The sequence below is a fragment of the Rhizobium sp. LCM 4573 genome, assembly GCF_001854865.1.
Taxonomy (GTDB): Bacteria; Pseudomonadota; Alphaproteobacteria; order Rhizobiales; family Rhizobiaceae; genus Neorhizobium.
The window spans coordinates 186,827-202,566 of record NZ_MDDW01000002.1; the positions used below are offsets into that span (position 1 = coordinate 186,827).

Annotated in this window: 14 protein-coding genes; 7 read left to right on the forward strand and 7 right to left on the reverse strand. The window is 62.4% G+C overall.

Annotated elements, in window-relative coordinates; genetic code table 11:
- Positions 1-78: 78 nt before the first annotated feature.
- From LCM4573_RS06210 to nadE, 3 genes are read left to right on the forward strand one after another with little or no spacing between them, the layout of a single operon-like run.
- Entirely contained in the window at positions 79-336 is a 258-nt protein-coding gene (locus LCM4573_RS06210; protein ID WP_083347336.1) for an acyl carrier protein, read from the forward strand.
- A 23-nt stretch (positions 337-359) separates the two neighbouring features.
- Entirely contained in the window at positions 360-1,910 is a 1,551-nt protein-coding gene (locus tag LCM4573_RS06215; RefSeq protein WP_071005402.1) for a class I adenylate-forming enzyme family protein, read from the forward strand.
- Entirely contained in the window at positions 1,907-2,905 is a 999-nt protein-coding gene (gene nadE, locus LCM4573_RS06220; RefSeq protein ID WP_407071713.1) for an NAD(+) synthase, read from the forward strand. The genes LCM4573_RS06215 and nadE overlap by 4 nt, the downstream gene beginning before the upstream one ends.
- Positions 2,906-2,907: 2 nt before the next feature.
- Here nadE and LCM4573_RS06225 read toward each other — a convergent pair whose 3' ends face one another.
- Both LCM4573_RS06225 and LCM4573_RS06230 read right to left on the reverse strand, forming a co-directional pair.
- The gene (locus tag LCM4573_RS06225; RefSeq protein ID WP_157895487.1) at positions 2,908-4,020 is read right to left on the reverse strand and encodes a hypothetical protein; all 1,113 of its coding nucleotides are present in this window, start codon (positions 4,018-4,020) and stop codon (positions 2,908-2,910) included.
- 116 nt (positions 4,021-4,136) lie between these two features.
- On the reverse strand, positions 4,137-4,529 hold the full coding sequence (locus tag LCM4573_RS06230) for a PRC-barrel domain-containing protein (protein ID WP_046794142.1): 393 nt from the start codon (positions 4,527-4,529) through the stop codon (positions 4,137-4,139).
- A 253-nt stretch (positions 4,530-4,782) separates the two neighbouring features.
- Between LCM4573_RS06230 and LCM4573_RS06235 the strand changes: the two genes are divergently transcribed.
- From LCM4573_RS06235 to LCM4573_RS06245, 3 genes are all read left to right on the forward strand, one after another.
- Positions 4,783-6,483: a long-chain fatty acid--CoA ligase gene (locus LCM4573_RS06235; RefSeq protein WP_071005403.1), complete on the forward strand. Its 1,701-nt coding sequence runs from the start codon at positions 4,783-4,785 to the stop codon at positions 6,481-6,483.
- Positions 6,484-6,899: 416 nt separating this feature from the next.
- Positions 6,900-8,525 carry a glucose-6-phosphate isomerase gene (gene pgi, locus LCM4573_RS06240; RefSeq protein ID WP_071005404.1) on the forward strand — a complete coding sequence of 542 codons (1,626 nt, stop codon included), beginning with the start codon at positions 6,900-6,902 and terminating at the stop codon, positions 8,523-8,525.
- A 119-nt stretch (positions 8,526-8,644) separates the two neighbouring features.
- On the forward strand, positions 8,645-9,448 hold the full coding sequence (locus LCM4573_RS06245) for an alpha/beta fold hydrolase (protein WP_071005405.1): 804 nt from the start codon (positions 8,645-8,647) through the stop codon (positions 9,446-9,448).
- Positions 9,449-9,451: 3 nt separating this feature from the next.
- Here LCM4573_RS06245 and LCM4573_RS06250 read toward each other — a convergent pair whose 3' ends face one another.
- From LCM4573_RS06250 to pyrC, 4 genes are all read right to left on the reverse strand, one after another.
- Entirely contained in the window at positions 9,452-10,378 is a 927-nt protein-coding gene (locus LCM4573_RS06250; protein ID WP_071005406.1) for a carbohydrate kinase, read from the reverse strand.
- Between the two features lie 64 nt (positions 10,379-10,442).
- A complete protein-coding gene (locus LCM4573_RS06255; protein WP_071005407.1) occupies positions 10,443-11,138 on the reverse strand; it encodes an orotate phosphoribosyltransferase in 696 nt (231 codons plus the stop codon).
- Between the two features lie 74 nt (positions 11,139-11,212).
- A complete protein-coding gene (locus LCM4573_RS06260) occupies positions 11,213-12,388 on the reverse strand; it encodes a GGDEF domain-containing protein (protein WP_071005408.1) in 1,176 nt (391 codons plus the stop codon).
- 112 nt (positions 12,389-12,500) lie between these two features.
- Positions 12,501-13,541, reverse strand: a complete 1,041-nt coding sequence (gene pyrC / locus LCM4573_RS06265) for a dihydroorotase (protein WP_071005409.1) — start codon at positions 13,539-13,541, stop codon at positions 12,501-12,503.
- A 230-nt stretch (positions 13,542-13,771) separates the two neighbouring features.
- On the opposite strand from pyrC, the gene LCM4573_RS06270 reads away from it, so the two are divergent.
- A complete protein-coding gene (locus tag LCM4573_RS06270) occupies positions 13,772-14,698 on the forward strand; it encodes a tetratricopeptide repeat protein (protein ID WP_071005410.1) in 927 nt (308 codons plus the stop codon).
- Between the two features lie 4 nt (positions 14,699-14,702).
- Here LCM4573_RS06270 and LCM4573_RS06275 read toward each other — a convergent pair whose 3' ends face one another.
- A complete protein-coding gene (locus tag LCM4573_RS06275; RefSeq protein WP_071005411.1) occupies positions 14,703-15,740 on the reverse strand; it encodes a proline racemase family protein in 1,038 nt (345 codons plus the stop codon).

Sequence of the window (15,740 nt, forward strand, 5' to 3'; positions counted from 1 at the left end):
AGTAAAAAGCCGCGCATGTATTCGCCGCTTCACCGGCATGAGCATGCGCGGACGATTTCTTCTGGAGAGGACTGTTCGATGACCGAACGCTTTGAAGCCGCCGTGCGCGAATTCATCGCCGAGAATTTCCTGTTTCGCGCCGATGCGGAGGTTTCCAACAGCCAGTCGCTGCTGGAAAGCGGCGTGATCGACTCCACCGGCGTCCTCGAACTCATCGCCTTCCTGGAAACGACCTATGGCATCACGATCGCCGATGAGGAGATCATTCCGGAAAATCTCGACAGCATCGACAGCATGACCGGCTATCTGGCGTCCAAGCTGCCCGCCGCAGCCTGACCTTCGAAAACGGTGGCCGGGCGATGCGCATAGAGGCAAGGCTCAGGGACAGTGCCCGGCGCTTCGGCGGCAAGACCGCGCTGGTGGCTGGCGGCAGACGGCTGACCTATGCCGAACTGGACCAGGTTTCCGACCGCTTCGCCCGCAGCCTCATCGATCTCGGCATCCGTCCGGGTGAGCGCATCCTCATGCTGCTGGAAAACGGGCACGAGGCGGTGGTGACCTTCTTCGCCGCCTGGAAAGCCGGTGCGGTCCCCTGCCCGCTTCATCCGACGATCAAGGCCGAGAAGCTCGCCGCAATCCTCGACAGTACCGAAGCATCGGTAATCATCACGCAGACGCGTGTCGTTGCCACGACAGAGGCGGCGCTTGACCTCGCCAGGACGAGGCCCGTCGTCATCGTTGCCGGTGCTGAGGTGCTGCCGGATGGCGTGTTGCGTTACGAAGCCCTGCTGGCGGAAAGCGCATCGGCAGACCTGCCGCCCCTGGAGGACGAGGAAGCGCTGGCGCTCCTGATCCATACGTCCGGCTCGACGGGGCAGCCCAAAGGGGTGATGCTGACCCATGCCAACGTGGAGGCCGCCTGCCTTTCGATCTGCGGCTATCTAGGCAATACCGCCGACGATATCGTCTTGAGCGTGCTGCCGCTTTCTTTCGGCTACGGCATCACGCAGATCGTGACCATGGCCATGGCGGGCGGCACGCTGGTCTTGGAAAAGAGCTTCGCCTTCCCCATGAAGATCCTGGAGCGCTTGACCGAGGAACAGGCGACCGGCTTTCCGCTGGTGCCGTCGATGGCGGCGCTGATCACCGGCATCAAGGACCTGGAACCCGGTTTCCTGCCGCATCTGCGTTATATCACCAGCGCGGCCGCCGCCATGCCGCCGGCCTTTAGCGAACGGCTGCGACACCTGCTTCCGGATGCGCAGCTTTTCCTGATGTACGGCCAGACGGAATGCCTGCGCGGCACCTACCTGCCGCCGGAGGAAATCGCCCGCCGGCCGCTTTCGGTGGGCAAGGCCATTCCCGGCACGCGGGCCTTCGTGGTGGACGAGGACGGGCTTCCCGTACCTCCGGGCACGATCGGCGAGCTCGTCATCGAGGGGCCGCATGTGATGCCCGGCTATTGGGGCGACGAGCTTTCGAGCATCCTCAATCTTTCGCCGGCGGCGAATGGACGGCGGCTCCATACCGGCGATCTCTTCCGCGAGGACAGCGACGGCTTTCTATATTTCGTCAGCCGCCGCGACGACATCATCAAGACACGCGGCGAAAAGGTGAGTCCGCAGGAGGTGGAGCGCGCGCTTTACACCCTGCCGGGTATTCGCGAGGCGGCGGTCGGCGGCATCGAGGACCCGTTCCTCGGCCAGGCGATCCGCGCCTATGTAGTGCTCGAAGACGATGCCTTGCTCAGCGAACGCGAGATCATCCGCCACTGTGCCCGCCAGCTTGAAGATTACATGGTACCGAAGAGCGTCGAATTCCGCGACGCCCTGCCGAGGACCACGACCGGGAAAATCCGCCTCAACGCCCAAGACGCCAACGGAACGACATTACGGGGGAATGCCGCATGATGGGAAATGTGAAGCTTGCCGTGAAGGCGGAAGATTTTTCGGCCGATACGCTGAAGCTCGATGCGGAAGCGGAGATCGAGCGCATCTGCGGCTGGATCCGGGAAACCGTGCTGAAAGGGCTCCGCAAGCGCGGCGTCGTGCTCGGCCTTTCCGGCGGCATCGATTCCAGCGTCACGGCGGCGCTTTGCGCCCGCGCGCTCGGCCCCGGCAAGGTGACCGGCATCTTCATGCCGGAGCATGATTCCGATCCGGAGAGCCTTCGGCTCGGCCGTGCGCTTGCCGAAGCCGTCGGCATCGAGACCGTGCTGGAGGATATCGGCCCCGCGCTCGCCGCCGCCGGCTGCTATGCCCGCCGTGACGGCTTCATCCGACAGGTGGTGCCGGAATTCGGCGAAGGCTGGGGCTGCAAGGTCGTTCTGGAGGACGCGCTCGCGGGCCGCGGCTACAACATCTCCTGGCTGGTGGTCGCCAATCCGGCCGGCGAACAGAGCCGCCACCGCATGCCGCTCGATGTCTATCTCGGCATGATCGCGGCCGCCAACATGAAGCAGCGGAGCCGCAAGCAGATCGAATACTATCACGCCGACCGGCTGAACTTCGCCGTCGCCGGCACGCCGAACCGGCTGGAATACGACCAGGGCTTCTTCGTCAAGAACGGCGACGGTGCGGCTGATTTCAAGCCGATCGCGCATCTCTACAAGAGCCAGGTCTACCAGCTTGCCGAGGCGCTGGGCGTGCCCGCCGAGATCCGCAGCCGCCCTCCGACGACCGATACCTGGTCTCTGCCGCAGGGTCAGGACGAGTATTATTTCTCGCTTTCCTACGACCGCATGGATCTCTGCCTTTACGGCCTCGATAATGGCGTTTCCCGCGAAGCGGTCGGCCTCGCCGCCGGGCTTACGCCCGAGCAGGTGGATGCCGTGTGGCGCAACATCGCTTCGAAGCGCAAGGTCGCCGAGTACCTGCACAGCCCGGCGGTGACCATGCTCGGCTGAGATCAGTCGAAGGTATCGCCGATCAGGCGGGTCCAGTTTTCGCCCGCAAGGCCGCAGATCAGGCCCTGCCCGCTGCGGACCGGCTCCAGCAACGCATGATCCTTGGCATGGGCGACGAAGAAGGCCCTGCCATAGAACATGGTCTTACGGCTGATGAGTTCCGGCGTCAGCCAGGGATGGCCGGCGCCGCGGATCGCCACGCAGCCTTCGGCATCCGCGTGGGCGAACATGTCCTCGACGAGATCACCGGCGACGGCCGGCGAACACAGCGCCTGAAGCAGCCATGCGATGYCGCCGGGCCTGCCGAAATAGGCATAGCAGCCGACGAGCTCGCCACTTCGGGATTCGGCGATGCGCCAGACCGGCTTGCCGTATTGACGCTTCTGTTCGGCCTGGTCCATGAACCATTGCAGCGACTGGCCGTCCCAACGGGGCTTCAGCGGAAAGGTATCCGCGAGCTTCAGCACCGCGTCCGCGAATTCCTGGCGCGACGCATCCCAGAAATTCGCCCGGCGTGCGCCGTGGATTTCCGGAGCCCGAAAAGCAGACAAGCCGGTCTTTTCCATGAAACCATCCGCAAGCCTGCCGATGGGCCTGAGGAGACGGGCGGGCCTGGCCGAAAGCTCCATGACCTGGACGGCGGTTGCCGCGGGACGCAGGACGCGCAACCAGTTCAGGCTGTAGGCGATGTCGAGCGGCAAGGCGAGCTTCTGCCACATGCCGAGGGCGAGCGAATTGGCGGTTTCCGTCAATGAGAGGTCCTGCGGACCGGCAAGAAAGGCGCGCAGGAGGCGCGCTCCGGCAAGCGGGTTCTGCTCCGGCCTTTCGACCATCATCGAGCCCGCGAAAGCGGCGCGGATCGGCCTGCCGTTCCATTCGAGCCGAGAGGGAAAGACACCGATGAAGCCTTCGATTTCCCCCGTGGCATTGACGAAGACTTTCGATCTTATCTCCTCGTCGTACCAGGGGTGCTCGAAGAAGACCTCCCGAAAATACTGGATCATGGAAGGCCGCGGAGGCTCTGAATTTCGAAAGGTCTTCTGGAAAAGCCGGGCGACGGAGGGCAGATCCTCCCGCTCCAGATCTCGGACGCCGCCGCCACGGTCGCTCATCATGCCCATTTCCCGCTCTCCGGCCCCAGGTCGTGCGGGACCGAGCTTGCCAGAATAGGCTTAAGCAAACGAAAAGAGGCTCCGCATTCGCGAAGCCTCCGAAATCCGGTTCGTACAGGCTACATCCAGTAAGGAGGCACGCCGTAGTAATCGTAGATCGTCCGATCGTTTTCGCGATACCAACTCTCGTCATCCCGATCACGATAGCGCGGCGCACCGGTGATCTGTTCCTTGGTCAGGTCGATGCGATAGCCGTCTAGCTCTTCGTCATAGTGGAGCTTTTCCCAGGGCAGCGGATAGTAGTCATCGCCGATCCCGAGGAAGCCCCCGAAGCTCAGCACCGCATAGCCGACGCGGCCGCCGCGCTTTTCGAGAAGGATGCGCTCGATCGAGCCGATCCGGCGGCCATCGGCGCCGTAGACAGCCGTGCCTTCGACCTTGTCGCTGGCGATAAGCATCGGCGTATCCTTGACATAAGGGTCCTGCCCGGCTCGCGGTTCATGATGTACCATGGTGTTCCTCCTTTGTGATTTGCTTGTGATCGCTATCGTCGGGAAACGTCCTCCTCTGGTGATGGTTCCGATCTCGATAGCCTCTGGCGCACCACCGTATTGACGTTTACGTCAAGGTTATATAGCTCTTGAAATCATCTCCCCTGCTATTGGAAGCAGAAGGGGCATGGCATAATCTGTTTTTCGCGGCAAAGTGGAGGACTTCACCGCGAGAGGCTCGCCGAAAGGCCGAAAAACAAGGAGGAGGAACACTATGACAGAACTGCCCGCGCGCGTGGACGGCAGCGCATCCGACAAGCCTTGGCTCGCCTCCTACCCGCCCAGCGTGCCGGCCGAGATTCCGCCGCTTGCCCACCAGTCCCTCGGCGCTCTTTTCGAAGACAGCTGCGCAAAATTTGCCGAGCGCCCCRCCTTTTCGAGCATGGGGAAAGTCCTCACCTTCCGTGAGCTTGAAGTCGAGAGCCGCAAGATCGGCGCCTGGCTGCAGGCGCAGGGACTTGCAAAGGGCGACCGCGTGGCGGTGATGATGCCCAACATCCTGCAGAACCCGGTGACCGTCTATGGCATCCTGCGCGCCGGTTTCGCGGTGGTGAATGTCAATCCACTCTACACGCCGCGCGAACTCGAGCATCAGTTGAAGGATTCCGGCGCCAAGGTCATCTTCGTGCTCGAAAACTTCGCTCATACCGTGCAGCAGGCGCTGCCTCGGACCGATATCCGGCATGTGGTCGTCGCGACCATGGGCGACATGCTCGGTCTCAAGGGCCACCTGGTCAATCTCGTTGTCCGCAAGGTCAAGAAGCTCGTTCCGGTATGGTCCATTCCCTCGGCCAGGAGTTTCAGGCAGGTCATGGCCGAAGGCGCGCCGCAAACGCTGAAGCCCGTCGAGGTTTCGAGCTCGGACGCGGCCTTCCTGCAATATACCGGCGGGACGACCGGCGTCTCCAAGGGCGCGGTGCTGACTCACCGAAACCTGCTCGCCAACAAGGAGCAGATGGCTATCTGGCTGGCGACCGCCTTCCTGAACAAGCCGCGGCCGGAGGCTCTGACCTTCCTCTGCGCGCTGCCGCTCTACCACATCTTCGCGCTGACGGTGAACTCGCTGATGGGGGTTGCGACCGGCAGCCATAATATCCTGATCGCCAATCCGCGCGACATCCCGGCGCTGGTCAAGGAAATCCAGAAATACAAGATTCATGTATTTCCGGGCCTGAACACCCTGTTCAACGCGCTGATGAACAACGCCGATTTCCAGAAGCTGGATTTCTCCTCGATGATCCTCGTCTTCGGCGGCGGTATGTCGGTGCAGCGGCCGGTGGCCGAGCGCTGGTACAAGATGACCGGCTGCCCGATCACCGAGGGCTACGGTCTTTCCGAAACCTCGCCGGTCGCCACCGCGAACCGGCTGGATACGACCGAATTCACCGGCATGATCGGCCTGCYGATCTCCTCCACCGAGATTTCCATCCGCGATGACGATGGCAACGAGGTGTCGCTGGGCGATATCGGCGAAATCTGCATCCGTGGTCCGCAGGTAATGGCCGGCTACTGGAACCGCCCGGACGAGACTGCCCGGGCGATAACCGCGGACGGCTTCTTCCGCACCGGCGATATGGGCTACATGGATCGCCAGGGCTATACCAAGATCGTCGACCGCAAGAAGGACATGATCATCGTCTCCGGCTTTAACGTCTATCCGAACGAAGTGGAGGAAGTGGCCGCGATGCATCCCGGCGTGTTGGAATGCGCCGCAATCGGCATTGCCGACGAGCATTCCGGCGAGGCCGTGAAGCTGTTCGTGGTGAGGAAGGATCCGAATTTGACGGAGGCCGATCTCAAGGCCCATTGCGCCGCCAACCTCACCAATTACAAGCGGCCGCGCTTCATCGAATTCCGCACCGAACTGCCGAAATCGAATGTCGGCAAGATCCTGCGGCGCGAGCTGCGCGGGTAGTTCATCCGGCAATTGCCAACAACCATGAAGTGTGCCGCTATCGCTTCCGTTTTCGGGGGCGAAAGCAGCATGCGCCGCGACCAGCCGGCGCGTCGGTAAGGATGGGCCGCACCGACCTTGGCAGAGGCCTTGCCTTCGAAAATGGAGGTGATGTGATGTGGTTTCGGCCGCTTAGCATCGCGCTTGTCTTGAAGAGAACCCGGACGGGCTGGTCTATAGCCGTCCGGGTAACACTAAGCAGATAAGCAAACGGCGGGCGGATCGCGAACTCCGCTCGCCACTCCTGGAATATACCTTTCCGGACTTCTCTCTTCAAGCCTCGCCAGGAAACGCTCCTCGTGCCTTCTTGCGCCTTGATTTGACCCAGAAAGCGAATAGGTTCCCCAGCATCCCTCCCAGGAATGCAAGGAGTAGCCATGCAGGCCCTCGTTCAAGAGCTGAAATCCACCGCCGCCGCCACCAAGGCCACGGACATCCGCGCCGCCTTCGCGGCCGATTCCACCCGCTTCGATAAGTTCAGCGCATCCTTCGACGACCTGCTGATGGACTATTCCAAGACCGCGGTGAACGCCGATATCCTTGCTCTTCTCGAAAAGCTCGCGGAAGCCGGCGGCGTCGCCAAGAAGCGCGACGAGATGTTCTCCGGCGCACCGATCAACTTCACCGAGGGGCGCTCGGTTCTCCACACGGCGCTGCGCAATCGTTCCAACACGCCCGTTCTGGTGGACGGCAAGGATGTGATGCCGGATGTCAACGCGGTTCTGGCGGCCATGGGCAAGTTCGCTGACGGCATCCGTTCCGGGAGCTTGAAGGGTGCAACCGGCAAAGCGATCACCGACGTTGTCAATATCGGTATCGGCGGCTCCGATCTCGGTCCGGTGATGGCGACGCTGGCGCTCGCTCCCTTCCACGACGGCCCGCGCGCGCATTTCGTTTCGAATGTCGACGGAGCCCATATCGCCGACACGCTGAAGCTGCTCGATGCAGAAACGACGCTCTTCATCATCGCGTCGAAGACCTTCACGACCATCGAAACGATGACCAATGCCGCCTCCGCCCGGGCATTCGTGGCAGACAAGCTCGGGGAGGCTGCCGTCAAGCATCATTTCGCGGCCGTTTCTACCGCACTCGACAAGGTCGCAGCCTTCGGCATCGATCAAGAACGCGTCTTCGGCTTCTGGGACTGGGTCGGCGGGCGCTATTCCATCTGGTCGGCCATCGGCCTGCCGCTGATGATCGCCGTCGGGCCGGAGAACTTCGGCAAGTTCCTGGACGGCGCGCATGCCATGGACAATCACTTCCGTACCGCGCCCGTGCGTGAAAACCTGCCGATGCTGCTTGGCCTCATCGGCTTCTACCATCGCAACGTTCTGGGTTACCCGACCCGCGCCATCCTTCCCTATGACCAGCGCCTGCTGCGTTTCCCTGCGTACCTGCAGCAGCTCGACATGGAATCGAACGGCAAGGGCGTGACGATCGACGGCACGCCGGTGGAAGGCAATTCCGGGCCGGTCGTCTGGGGCGAGCCCGGCACCAACGGCCAGCACGCCTTCTACCAGCTCATCCACCAGGGCACGAGCATCATCCCCGCCGAGTTCATGATCGCCGCAAACGGCTTCGAGTCCAATCTGCGCCACCAGCACGAACTTCTTATCGCCAACTGCCTGGCGCAATCCGAAGCACTGATGAAGGGCCGCACGCTGGCAGAGGCGAAAGCGCAGCTCACCTCCAAGGGCATGGACGACAAACAGGCCGATTTCATCGCGCCCCACCGCGTCTTCACCGGCAACCGGCCATCGATCACCTTCGTCTACGACAAGCTGACGCCGTTTGCGCTCGGTCGCCTGATCGCGCTCTACGAGCACCGCGTCTTCGTCGAAGGCGTGCTCTTCCGCATCAATTCCTTCGACCAGTGGGGCGTGGAGCTCGGCAAGGAGCTTGCGACGGGGCTGCTGCCGGTCGTTCAGGGCAAGGAAAGCGCCAAGGGACATGACAGCTCCACCCAGGGGCTTGTGGCAGCGCTCGCCGGGCTTGCCCGGTAATCTCAGCGACTTCGAGCATCGAAGCCCGTCCGAGGCGATGCGGACGGGCTTTTTTGTTTGACGCCGTCGGAAACCGGCACATCTGATCGTCTTTATCCGAAGGATGGAAGGAGAGGCCGATGCAGACGACGGATGACGACCTGGTGAATTTCGAGGCGAACGGCGCGCCACCGCTGCCGGCATCCGCAAAAGAGGGGCTCGTGGAAAATGACGGCGCGCGCATCTGGCATGCCGTTTATGGTTCCGGCCCGGCCGTTGTCCTGCTGCATGGCGGGCTCGGCAATGCGGGAAACTGGGGCTATCAGGTACCGGCTTTTGTCCGGGCCGGCTGGACGGTCGTGGTGATCGACAGCCGTGGGCATGGCCGCAGCACGCGCGACGCCTGGCCCTTCGGCTATGAAAGGATGGCTGGCGACGTGCTGGCCGTGATGGATCACCTCAGCCTCGAAAAAGCGGCGCTGGTCGGCTGGAGCGATGGCGCCTGCACGGCGCTCATCCTGGCGGACAAGCATCCGGAGCGCGTCTCGGGCGTCTTCTTCTTCGCCTGCAACATGGACCCGAGCGGCACTCGCGAGTTCAAGCCGACACCGGTGATCGATCGCTGTTTCAGCCGCCACAGGAAAGATTACGAGACGCTATCCGCGAGGCCTGCCGAATTCGATGGATTCGTGAAGGACGTCTCGAGCATGATGCAGAGCGAGCCGAACTACACTCTCGAACAGCTTGAAGGCATCAAGGTGCCGGTCGCCATCGTCATCGGCGAGAACGATGAATTCATCCGGCCGGAGCATGCCGATTATCTGGCACGCAGCATTCCCGACGCCGAGCTGATCATCCTTCCCGATGTCAGCCATTTCGCGCCGCTGCAGCGGCCGGAGCTCTTCAATCGCGAAGTGCTCGGGTTTCTCGACCGGATCGGATGAGACTCAAAGCCCGATCTCGTGCGCGAAGGGCGGATTGGCACCGGCGCGGGAAACCGTTACCGCCGCGRCCTTGGCACCGAGCGCAAGGGTGCTGGCGATCTGATCCTCGGTGAGGCTTGCGATCTGCGCCTTGGTGAGCAGGTTCTGCATCTTGAGCGAGGCCARCACGCCGGCATCGAAGGTATCGCCGGCGCCGACGGTATCGACCACCGTCACGCGCTCGCTCGGCACAACCACCTTGTGGTTTGCGGTGTATCCAATGGCGCCGTCTGCCCCACGGGTGACCACCACCAGCTTGGCGCCATGATGCAGCCAATGGCGGGCAAGCGTATCCTCGTCGCCCTCAAGGCCGAACCAGGCGAGATCCTCATCGGAGAACTTGATGATGTCTGACATGGCGGCCATGCGGCGGATGCGGGCAAGATGCGAAGCCTTGTCCTTGATGAAACCCGGCCGGATGTTCGGATCGAGCGAGATCACGCGGGTGGCGTGTTCGCGCTTCATCAGCGCCTCGTAGGTAGAGCCGCAGGGTTCGGGGATCAGGCTGATCGCGCCGAAATGCAGAGCCTCGCAATCGTCGCCCAGCGTCGGCAGATCAGCCTCGGTAATCATGCGGCCGGCGGTGTTCTCATCATAGAAAGCGTAGGACGCGTGGCCATTCGTGAGCTTGACGAAGGCGATCGTCGTCGGCCGCGACAGCGTTGCGCAATAGCTGAAGTCGACATTGCTGCTGCGGAGCGTGTCGCGCAGGATATCGCCCATCATGTCGTCGGAAAGGCCGGTGAAGAAGCCCGTGGGAACGCCCAGCCGCCCAAGCGCGATCGCCGTGTTGAACACCGCGCCGCCGGCATAGGGGGCAAAGCCCTTCTCGCCCGCGGTCGTTTCGCGCGGAAGCATGTCGATAAGAGCTTCGCCACAACACAAGATCATCAGAAGTCCTCCCGCCATGCTCGCTCGCCGGCTTCAATCGATTAAACGAGCTTTTGTAAAATATCTAGAGCGAAAGCTCGCTTATGCCGCCATTGCGACCCGACCAGGCAAGCGGCGTATCCAGGAAGGATTCGACCTCGGAAAGCGTCCTGTCATCGAAAAGCTTCTGCTCCTTGGCCACGTCAAGCACGTTCCGCCAAGTGGCGATGTAGTGCAGCTTCACCTTGCCGTCGGCGAAGCGGAGCGCGCCTTCATCGAAGATATCGTAGTAGAAGAGCGCGATGCCGTGATCGACGACGCCGCCCGCGGCGCGGACCGCATCGATGAACTTGAACATGCTGCCGCCGGCCGTCGTCAGATCCTCGATCACCAGCACGCGCGCGCCTTCCGGCATGTGCCCCTCGATCTGGGCATTGCGGYCATGTCCCTTCGGAGCCTTGCGGACATAGATCATCGGCAGGCTGAGCCGTTCCGCCAAAAGTGCCGCAAAGGGTATGCCCGCCGTTTCGCCGCCGGCAATGCAATCGAATTTTTCGAAGCCCGCATTGCGCATAATGGTAGCGGCCGCGAAATCCATGATCGCCGAGCGAACGCGCGGATAGGAAAGCAGCTTGCGGCAATCGATATAGACCGGGCTCATCATGCCGGAGGCAAATTTGTAGGGTTTTTCCGCGCTGAAATGGACGGCTCCGATCTCCCAGAGCATCCTTGCCATCAGTTCTGCCATAACGCCGCGTTCGGGAAATGTCGTCTGGATCATGCGCCCGCTCCTTGCTACTCGCCTACTGAGCGCGAATAGCAGCAAGCGGCGGCGGACGCCAGACCCTAGGGGACTTACGCGGAGGTGCGGGTTTCCACCGTTTCGACCGACCGCAGGAAGCCGGCGATCTCGACGCGGTTGCGGCCGGCGCGCTTGGCCTCGTAGAGCGCGCTATCGGCAAGGTTGAGAACCGCTTCGAAATTCCGCCTTTCCGGCGTGCCGAAGGCGATGCCGGCGCTGACGGTGCAGCGGAAGCAGGCTTCGCCCGACGCGATCTGCCGCTCCGCGAACCTGAGGGCGATATCGCCGGTGACCCGCTCGGCCCGGCCGGGCATCGTGCTGGCGAGGATCATGGCGAACTCCTCGCCCCCCAGCCGCGCCACGGTCTCCCTGCCCTCCGTGCCGGCAATCAGCTCCTCGGCAAAGACCTTGAGAACGGCGTCTCCAGCGGCATGACCATATTGATCGTTGATGGATTTGAAGCGGTCGATATCGAAGACGATCACGGCGGTGGATGGCCCGATCGTGCGGCTGCCATGCTGGTCGAAAAGCGCCCGGCGGTTCAAAAGCCCGGTCAAAGGGTCGGTATTCGCCTCACGGCGATGATGGGCGGCCAGCCGCCACTGATGCATCGCGAGYGAAAGAGCGCCGATGCCGGACATGCCGGCGATGCAGATGCCGATGTTCAGGTTTTCCGCCCAATTGTCCGGCGCATGGCCGAGCACCATTTGCCCCTCGGCGATCAGCACGGCGGCGCAGAGGGCGAAGGACGACCCGCTTACGGTATAGAGCACCGCCATCCAGCTGAGCGGCCCTGGCGCTTCCTCCCGCGCAAGCCAGTACTGGCGGGCCGTGCCGACAAGCAGCAGGGCCGTGGCGACGTTCATGAAGATGAAGCCCAACCCGTCGAGGCCGCCCGCCATCAGGGGAAGGCCCGGCACGACCGTGGCGATCGAGAAGATCRCCGCCAGCCTCCACGGTTTCACACCGGTACGAAACTGGACCGAAGCCGCATAGATCGTGCTGAAGCCGACCATGAGGAAGACATAGGCGATCGAGACCGTGAGGGGATTGGCCCGGACGGTATAGGAACTATAGATGAAGATGCCTGAAACGACGAGGCAGAGCGCTACGACCAATGTCAGCAGGAATGAATCCGTCCGGCGCGATACCCAGGTCCCCAAAAGGGTAACCATCATGCAGGTCGCTGAAAAGCCCAGGGCGAGCAGAAGAGAATTGTAGTCAAGCATCCCGCCAATCTTTCTCTTCGGGCAAGAACTCGCCGCGAATTAGGACATCAAGCTAACCGTGCTTCCTCTCCAAACCGTTACTATCTTTGCGCGAACTTGAAGGGTTTGTTCCTTAGTCGGCAACCCGCCAGTGGAGAGGGAACATCGGGTCGAAAACCGTGATCGGGCCGGCCGCCGTCTCCCGCTTCGCGGGATATTCCACCGGCGCCTCATCCCGCGTCAGCGTAATCGTCTCCTCGTTCGGCGCAAGACCATACCAGGCGGGGCCGTTCAGCGAAGCGAAGGCCTCGAGCCTGTCGAGCGCGCCTTCCTCCTCGAACACATGCGCCAGGCAGCTCATGGTGTTGAGCGAGGTGTAGATGCCGGCGCAGCCGCAGGCGCATTCCTTCAACGGATCGACATGCGGAGCGGAATCGGTGCCCAAGAAGAAACGGGCGTCACCGGAGGTCGCCGCCGCGCGAAGCGCCAGCCGGTGGTTCTCGCGCTTTGCGACCGGAAGGCAGTAGTAATGCGGGCGGATGCCGCCCACCAGAATGGCATTGCGGTTGATGATCAGGTGATGGGTGGTGATCGTGCCGGCGAGATTGCCCGAGGAAGACTTGATGTAGTCGATACCGTCCGCTGTCGTCACATGCTCCATGGTGATCTTGAGCTCCGGTAGCCGCTTGCGGAGCGGATCGAGTACCGTCTCGATGAAGACCGCCTCACGGTCGAAAATATCGACCTCCGGCGTCGTCACTTCCCCATGCACGCAGAGCGGCAGGCCGATCTTCGCCATACGCTCCAGCACCGGCATCGCCTTTTCGATATCGCGTACGCCGCCATGGGAATTGGTGGTCGCGCCGGCCGGATAGAGCTTGACCGCCGAAATGAGACCGCTGCGCTTTCCCGCCTCGACATCGTCCGGATCGCTGCGCTCCGTCAGATAGAGCGTCATCAGCGGTTCGAAGCGATGGCCGGCCGGCAGCGCCGTCAGGATGCGCTGGCGATAGGCCTCCGCATCAACCGTGGTCACCACCGGCGGCACCAGGTTGGGCATGATGATGGCGCGTGCGAAATGCCGGCTCGTATCGCCGATGACCCCTTTCAGCACCTCGTCGTCACGCAGGTGCAGATGCCAATCGTCGGGGCGGCGGATGGTGAGCGTCTTCATGGGCGGCTTCCGTATTCAATCGTTCCGCTCCGCATATCATCGTTCCGCCGCGCAAAACAATGATGACGAACAGCATCGCGAAAGAAAGACCGGACGCGGCGCTACAACCCGACATTCACCGGAGCGTGAAAAATGTTGACCGAAAGATGATCGCGGATGGGTTGTGGCGCGGAACCGCCGAATGATTCCCGCGTTCAATATGGCAATCCGGCGAATCAAAGGAGCGAAGGATGAAATCCCGCTTCCTAAATGTCAATAAAGTTTTCGCCGTGGCCGCCGGTGCTGCGACCGCGCTCTGCACGCTCACCACCCTGCCCGCCGTGGGAGAGAGCGCCAGTCCTTCCGTTGTCATGACAGCCGCAAACGACTGCGACCGGCTCGCCGGCAGCCCCACCGACAACCAGCGGAACGGCGTCCACAGCCCGGTGGATGCCGAGAAGGTCGACGCGGCCGCGATCGATGCCTGCCGCACGGCCCATGATGCGACCGGCAATCCCCGCTTCGCCTTCCAGCTTGGCCGGGCGCTCAACACCGCCCAGCGCATGGGCGAGTCGGTTGCCGCCTTCGATATAGCCGTCCAGGCCGGCTATCCCGCCGCCAAGGTGCATCTCGGCATGCTGATGGGGCGCCTCGGAGACGAGCCTTCCGAATTCCGGCTCTACAGGGAAGCCGCCGAAAGCGGCAATATGCTGGCCGCTTACAATCTCGGCGTCGCCTATCGTGACGGTCTCGGGACAAGGCAGGATGTCGGCCAGGCGCTACGCTGGTTCGAGACGGCTGCCGGCGCCGGCGACGACACCGCAGCCTTCAACATCGGCGTCATCTATGACGAGGGCAATCTCCTGCCGCAGGACGACCAGACGGCGATCGCCTGGTACGATATTGCCGCGCAGCGCGGCAATGCCGATGCCATGATCAATCTCGGCATCATGTACGAGACCGGCGAAGGCATTGCCGCCAATCCCACGAAAGCCGCCGAAATGTATGCCTCGGCAGCGGAGCGGGGCGACGTCTTCGGAGCCTACAAGCTCATGCAGATGCAGCAGGCAGGCACTTTTCCTCCTCCTTCCGGCCAGGCTTTGAACGACGAGCTGGAAGGGCTGGTGCTGAAGGAAGGGGATATGGAAATACCTTCCTCCATGGCGAAGGGCATCTGAGGGCTCAGATATCCCCCGCCGATGGTCCCCACACATCCGTCATCGCGAAACCCTCGGACAGCGGATCGAAGGGATCGAGGGCGACCTGCGTCAGGCCGAAGGTGAAGCCGCGTCCGGCAATGRTCGGTACGATCGCCTGCCTTCCGGCAATCTGCGTTTCCCGCAGCAGACCGACCTCGAATTCCGTGCCGATGATGGAGCGCGACTTGAAGATGTCCCCCACCTTCACCTTGCCGCGCACATGGAGAGCTGCGAGGTTGGCGGAATTGCCTGTGCCGCAGGGTGAGCGGTCCGCCCTTCCAGGCCACATGGTGGTGCAGGTCCTGACCGTGCCATCAGCCTCGGTATCGCGGAACATCACATAGGCGACGCCGGAAATCGCCGGAATTTCCGGATGTACGACCGGGATCTTGGCGTTCACCAGTTCCTTCAGGATCATTCCCGCCTGTACGAGCGAGGCCGCATTGCCCTTCTCGATCGTCAGATTGATCTGGCCGACATCCACCAGCGCGTAGAAGACCCCGCCATAGCAGAGATCGAGCGTCACCGTGCCCCAATGAGGCGTCTCGAGCTTTACATCCAGCTCGTGCACGAAGGAGGGAACCATGGTGAGCCTCACCTTCTCGCAGCGGCCGTCGCGGCAGGTGGCGACCGCCTTCACGAGCCCGGCCGCCGTTTCGAGCGTCACCACCGTCTCCGGTTCCCGCATTTCCACGATTCCCGCCTCGAGCAGAGCCGTGGTCACGCAGATCGAGTTGGAACCCGAGCTTGCATGTGCCTGATCCGGCTGGAGGATGATGAAGGCCGCATCGGCATCGGGATGCTTGGGCGGCAGCAGGAGGTTGACCGAACCGATCGGCGCGCCGCGCGGTTCCAGGCAGAGAAAGCGGCGAAGTTCCTGTCCCTTCGGATCGCTGTTCAGCCAGTGAAGCTGTTCGGCGACGCTATTGCCGGGAATCTTCGGCACGCCGCCGATCGCCACCCGACCGATTTCGCCCTCGGCATGGACATCCAGAAGCTGGATCGTACGTTTCCATCTCAT

What these genes read in the sequence shown, in the direction of transcription:
- LCM4573_RS06215 (WP_071005402.1), top strand. Translation starts at nt 360, where the DNA reads ATGCGCATAGAGGCAAGGCTCAGGGACAGTGCCCGGCGCTTCGGCGGC.
- LCM4573_RS06270 (WP_071005410.1), top strand. Translation starts at nt 13,772, where the DNA reads ATGAAATCCCGCTTCCTAAATGTCAATAAAGTTTTCGCCGTGGCCGCC.
- nadE (WP_407071713.1), top strand. Translation starts at nt 1,907, where the DNA reads ATGATGGGAAATGTGAAGCTTGCCGTGAAGGCGGAAGATTTTTCGGCC.
- pyrC (WP_071005409.1), bottom strand. Translation starts at nt 13,541, where the DNA reads ATGAAGACGCTCACCATCCGCCGCCCCGACGATTGGCATCTGCACCTG.
- LCM4573_RS06210 (WP_083347336.1), top strand. Translation starts at nt 79, where the DNA reads ATGACCGAACGCTTTGAAGCCGCCGTGCGCGAATTCATCGCCGAGAAT.
- pgi (WP_071005404.1), top strand. Translation starts at nt 6,900, where the DNA reads ATGCAGGCCCTCGTTCAAGAGCTGAAATCCACCGCCGCCGCCACCAAG.
- LCM4573_RS06230 (WP_046794142.1), bottom strand. Translation starts at nt 4,529, where the DNA reads ATGGTACATCATGAACCGCGAGCCGGGCAGGACCCTTATGTCAAGGAT.
- LCM4573_RS06245 (WP_071005405.1), top strand. Translation starts at nt 8,645, where the DNA reads ATGCAGACGACGGATGACGACCTGGTGAATTTCGAGGCGAACGGCGCG.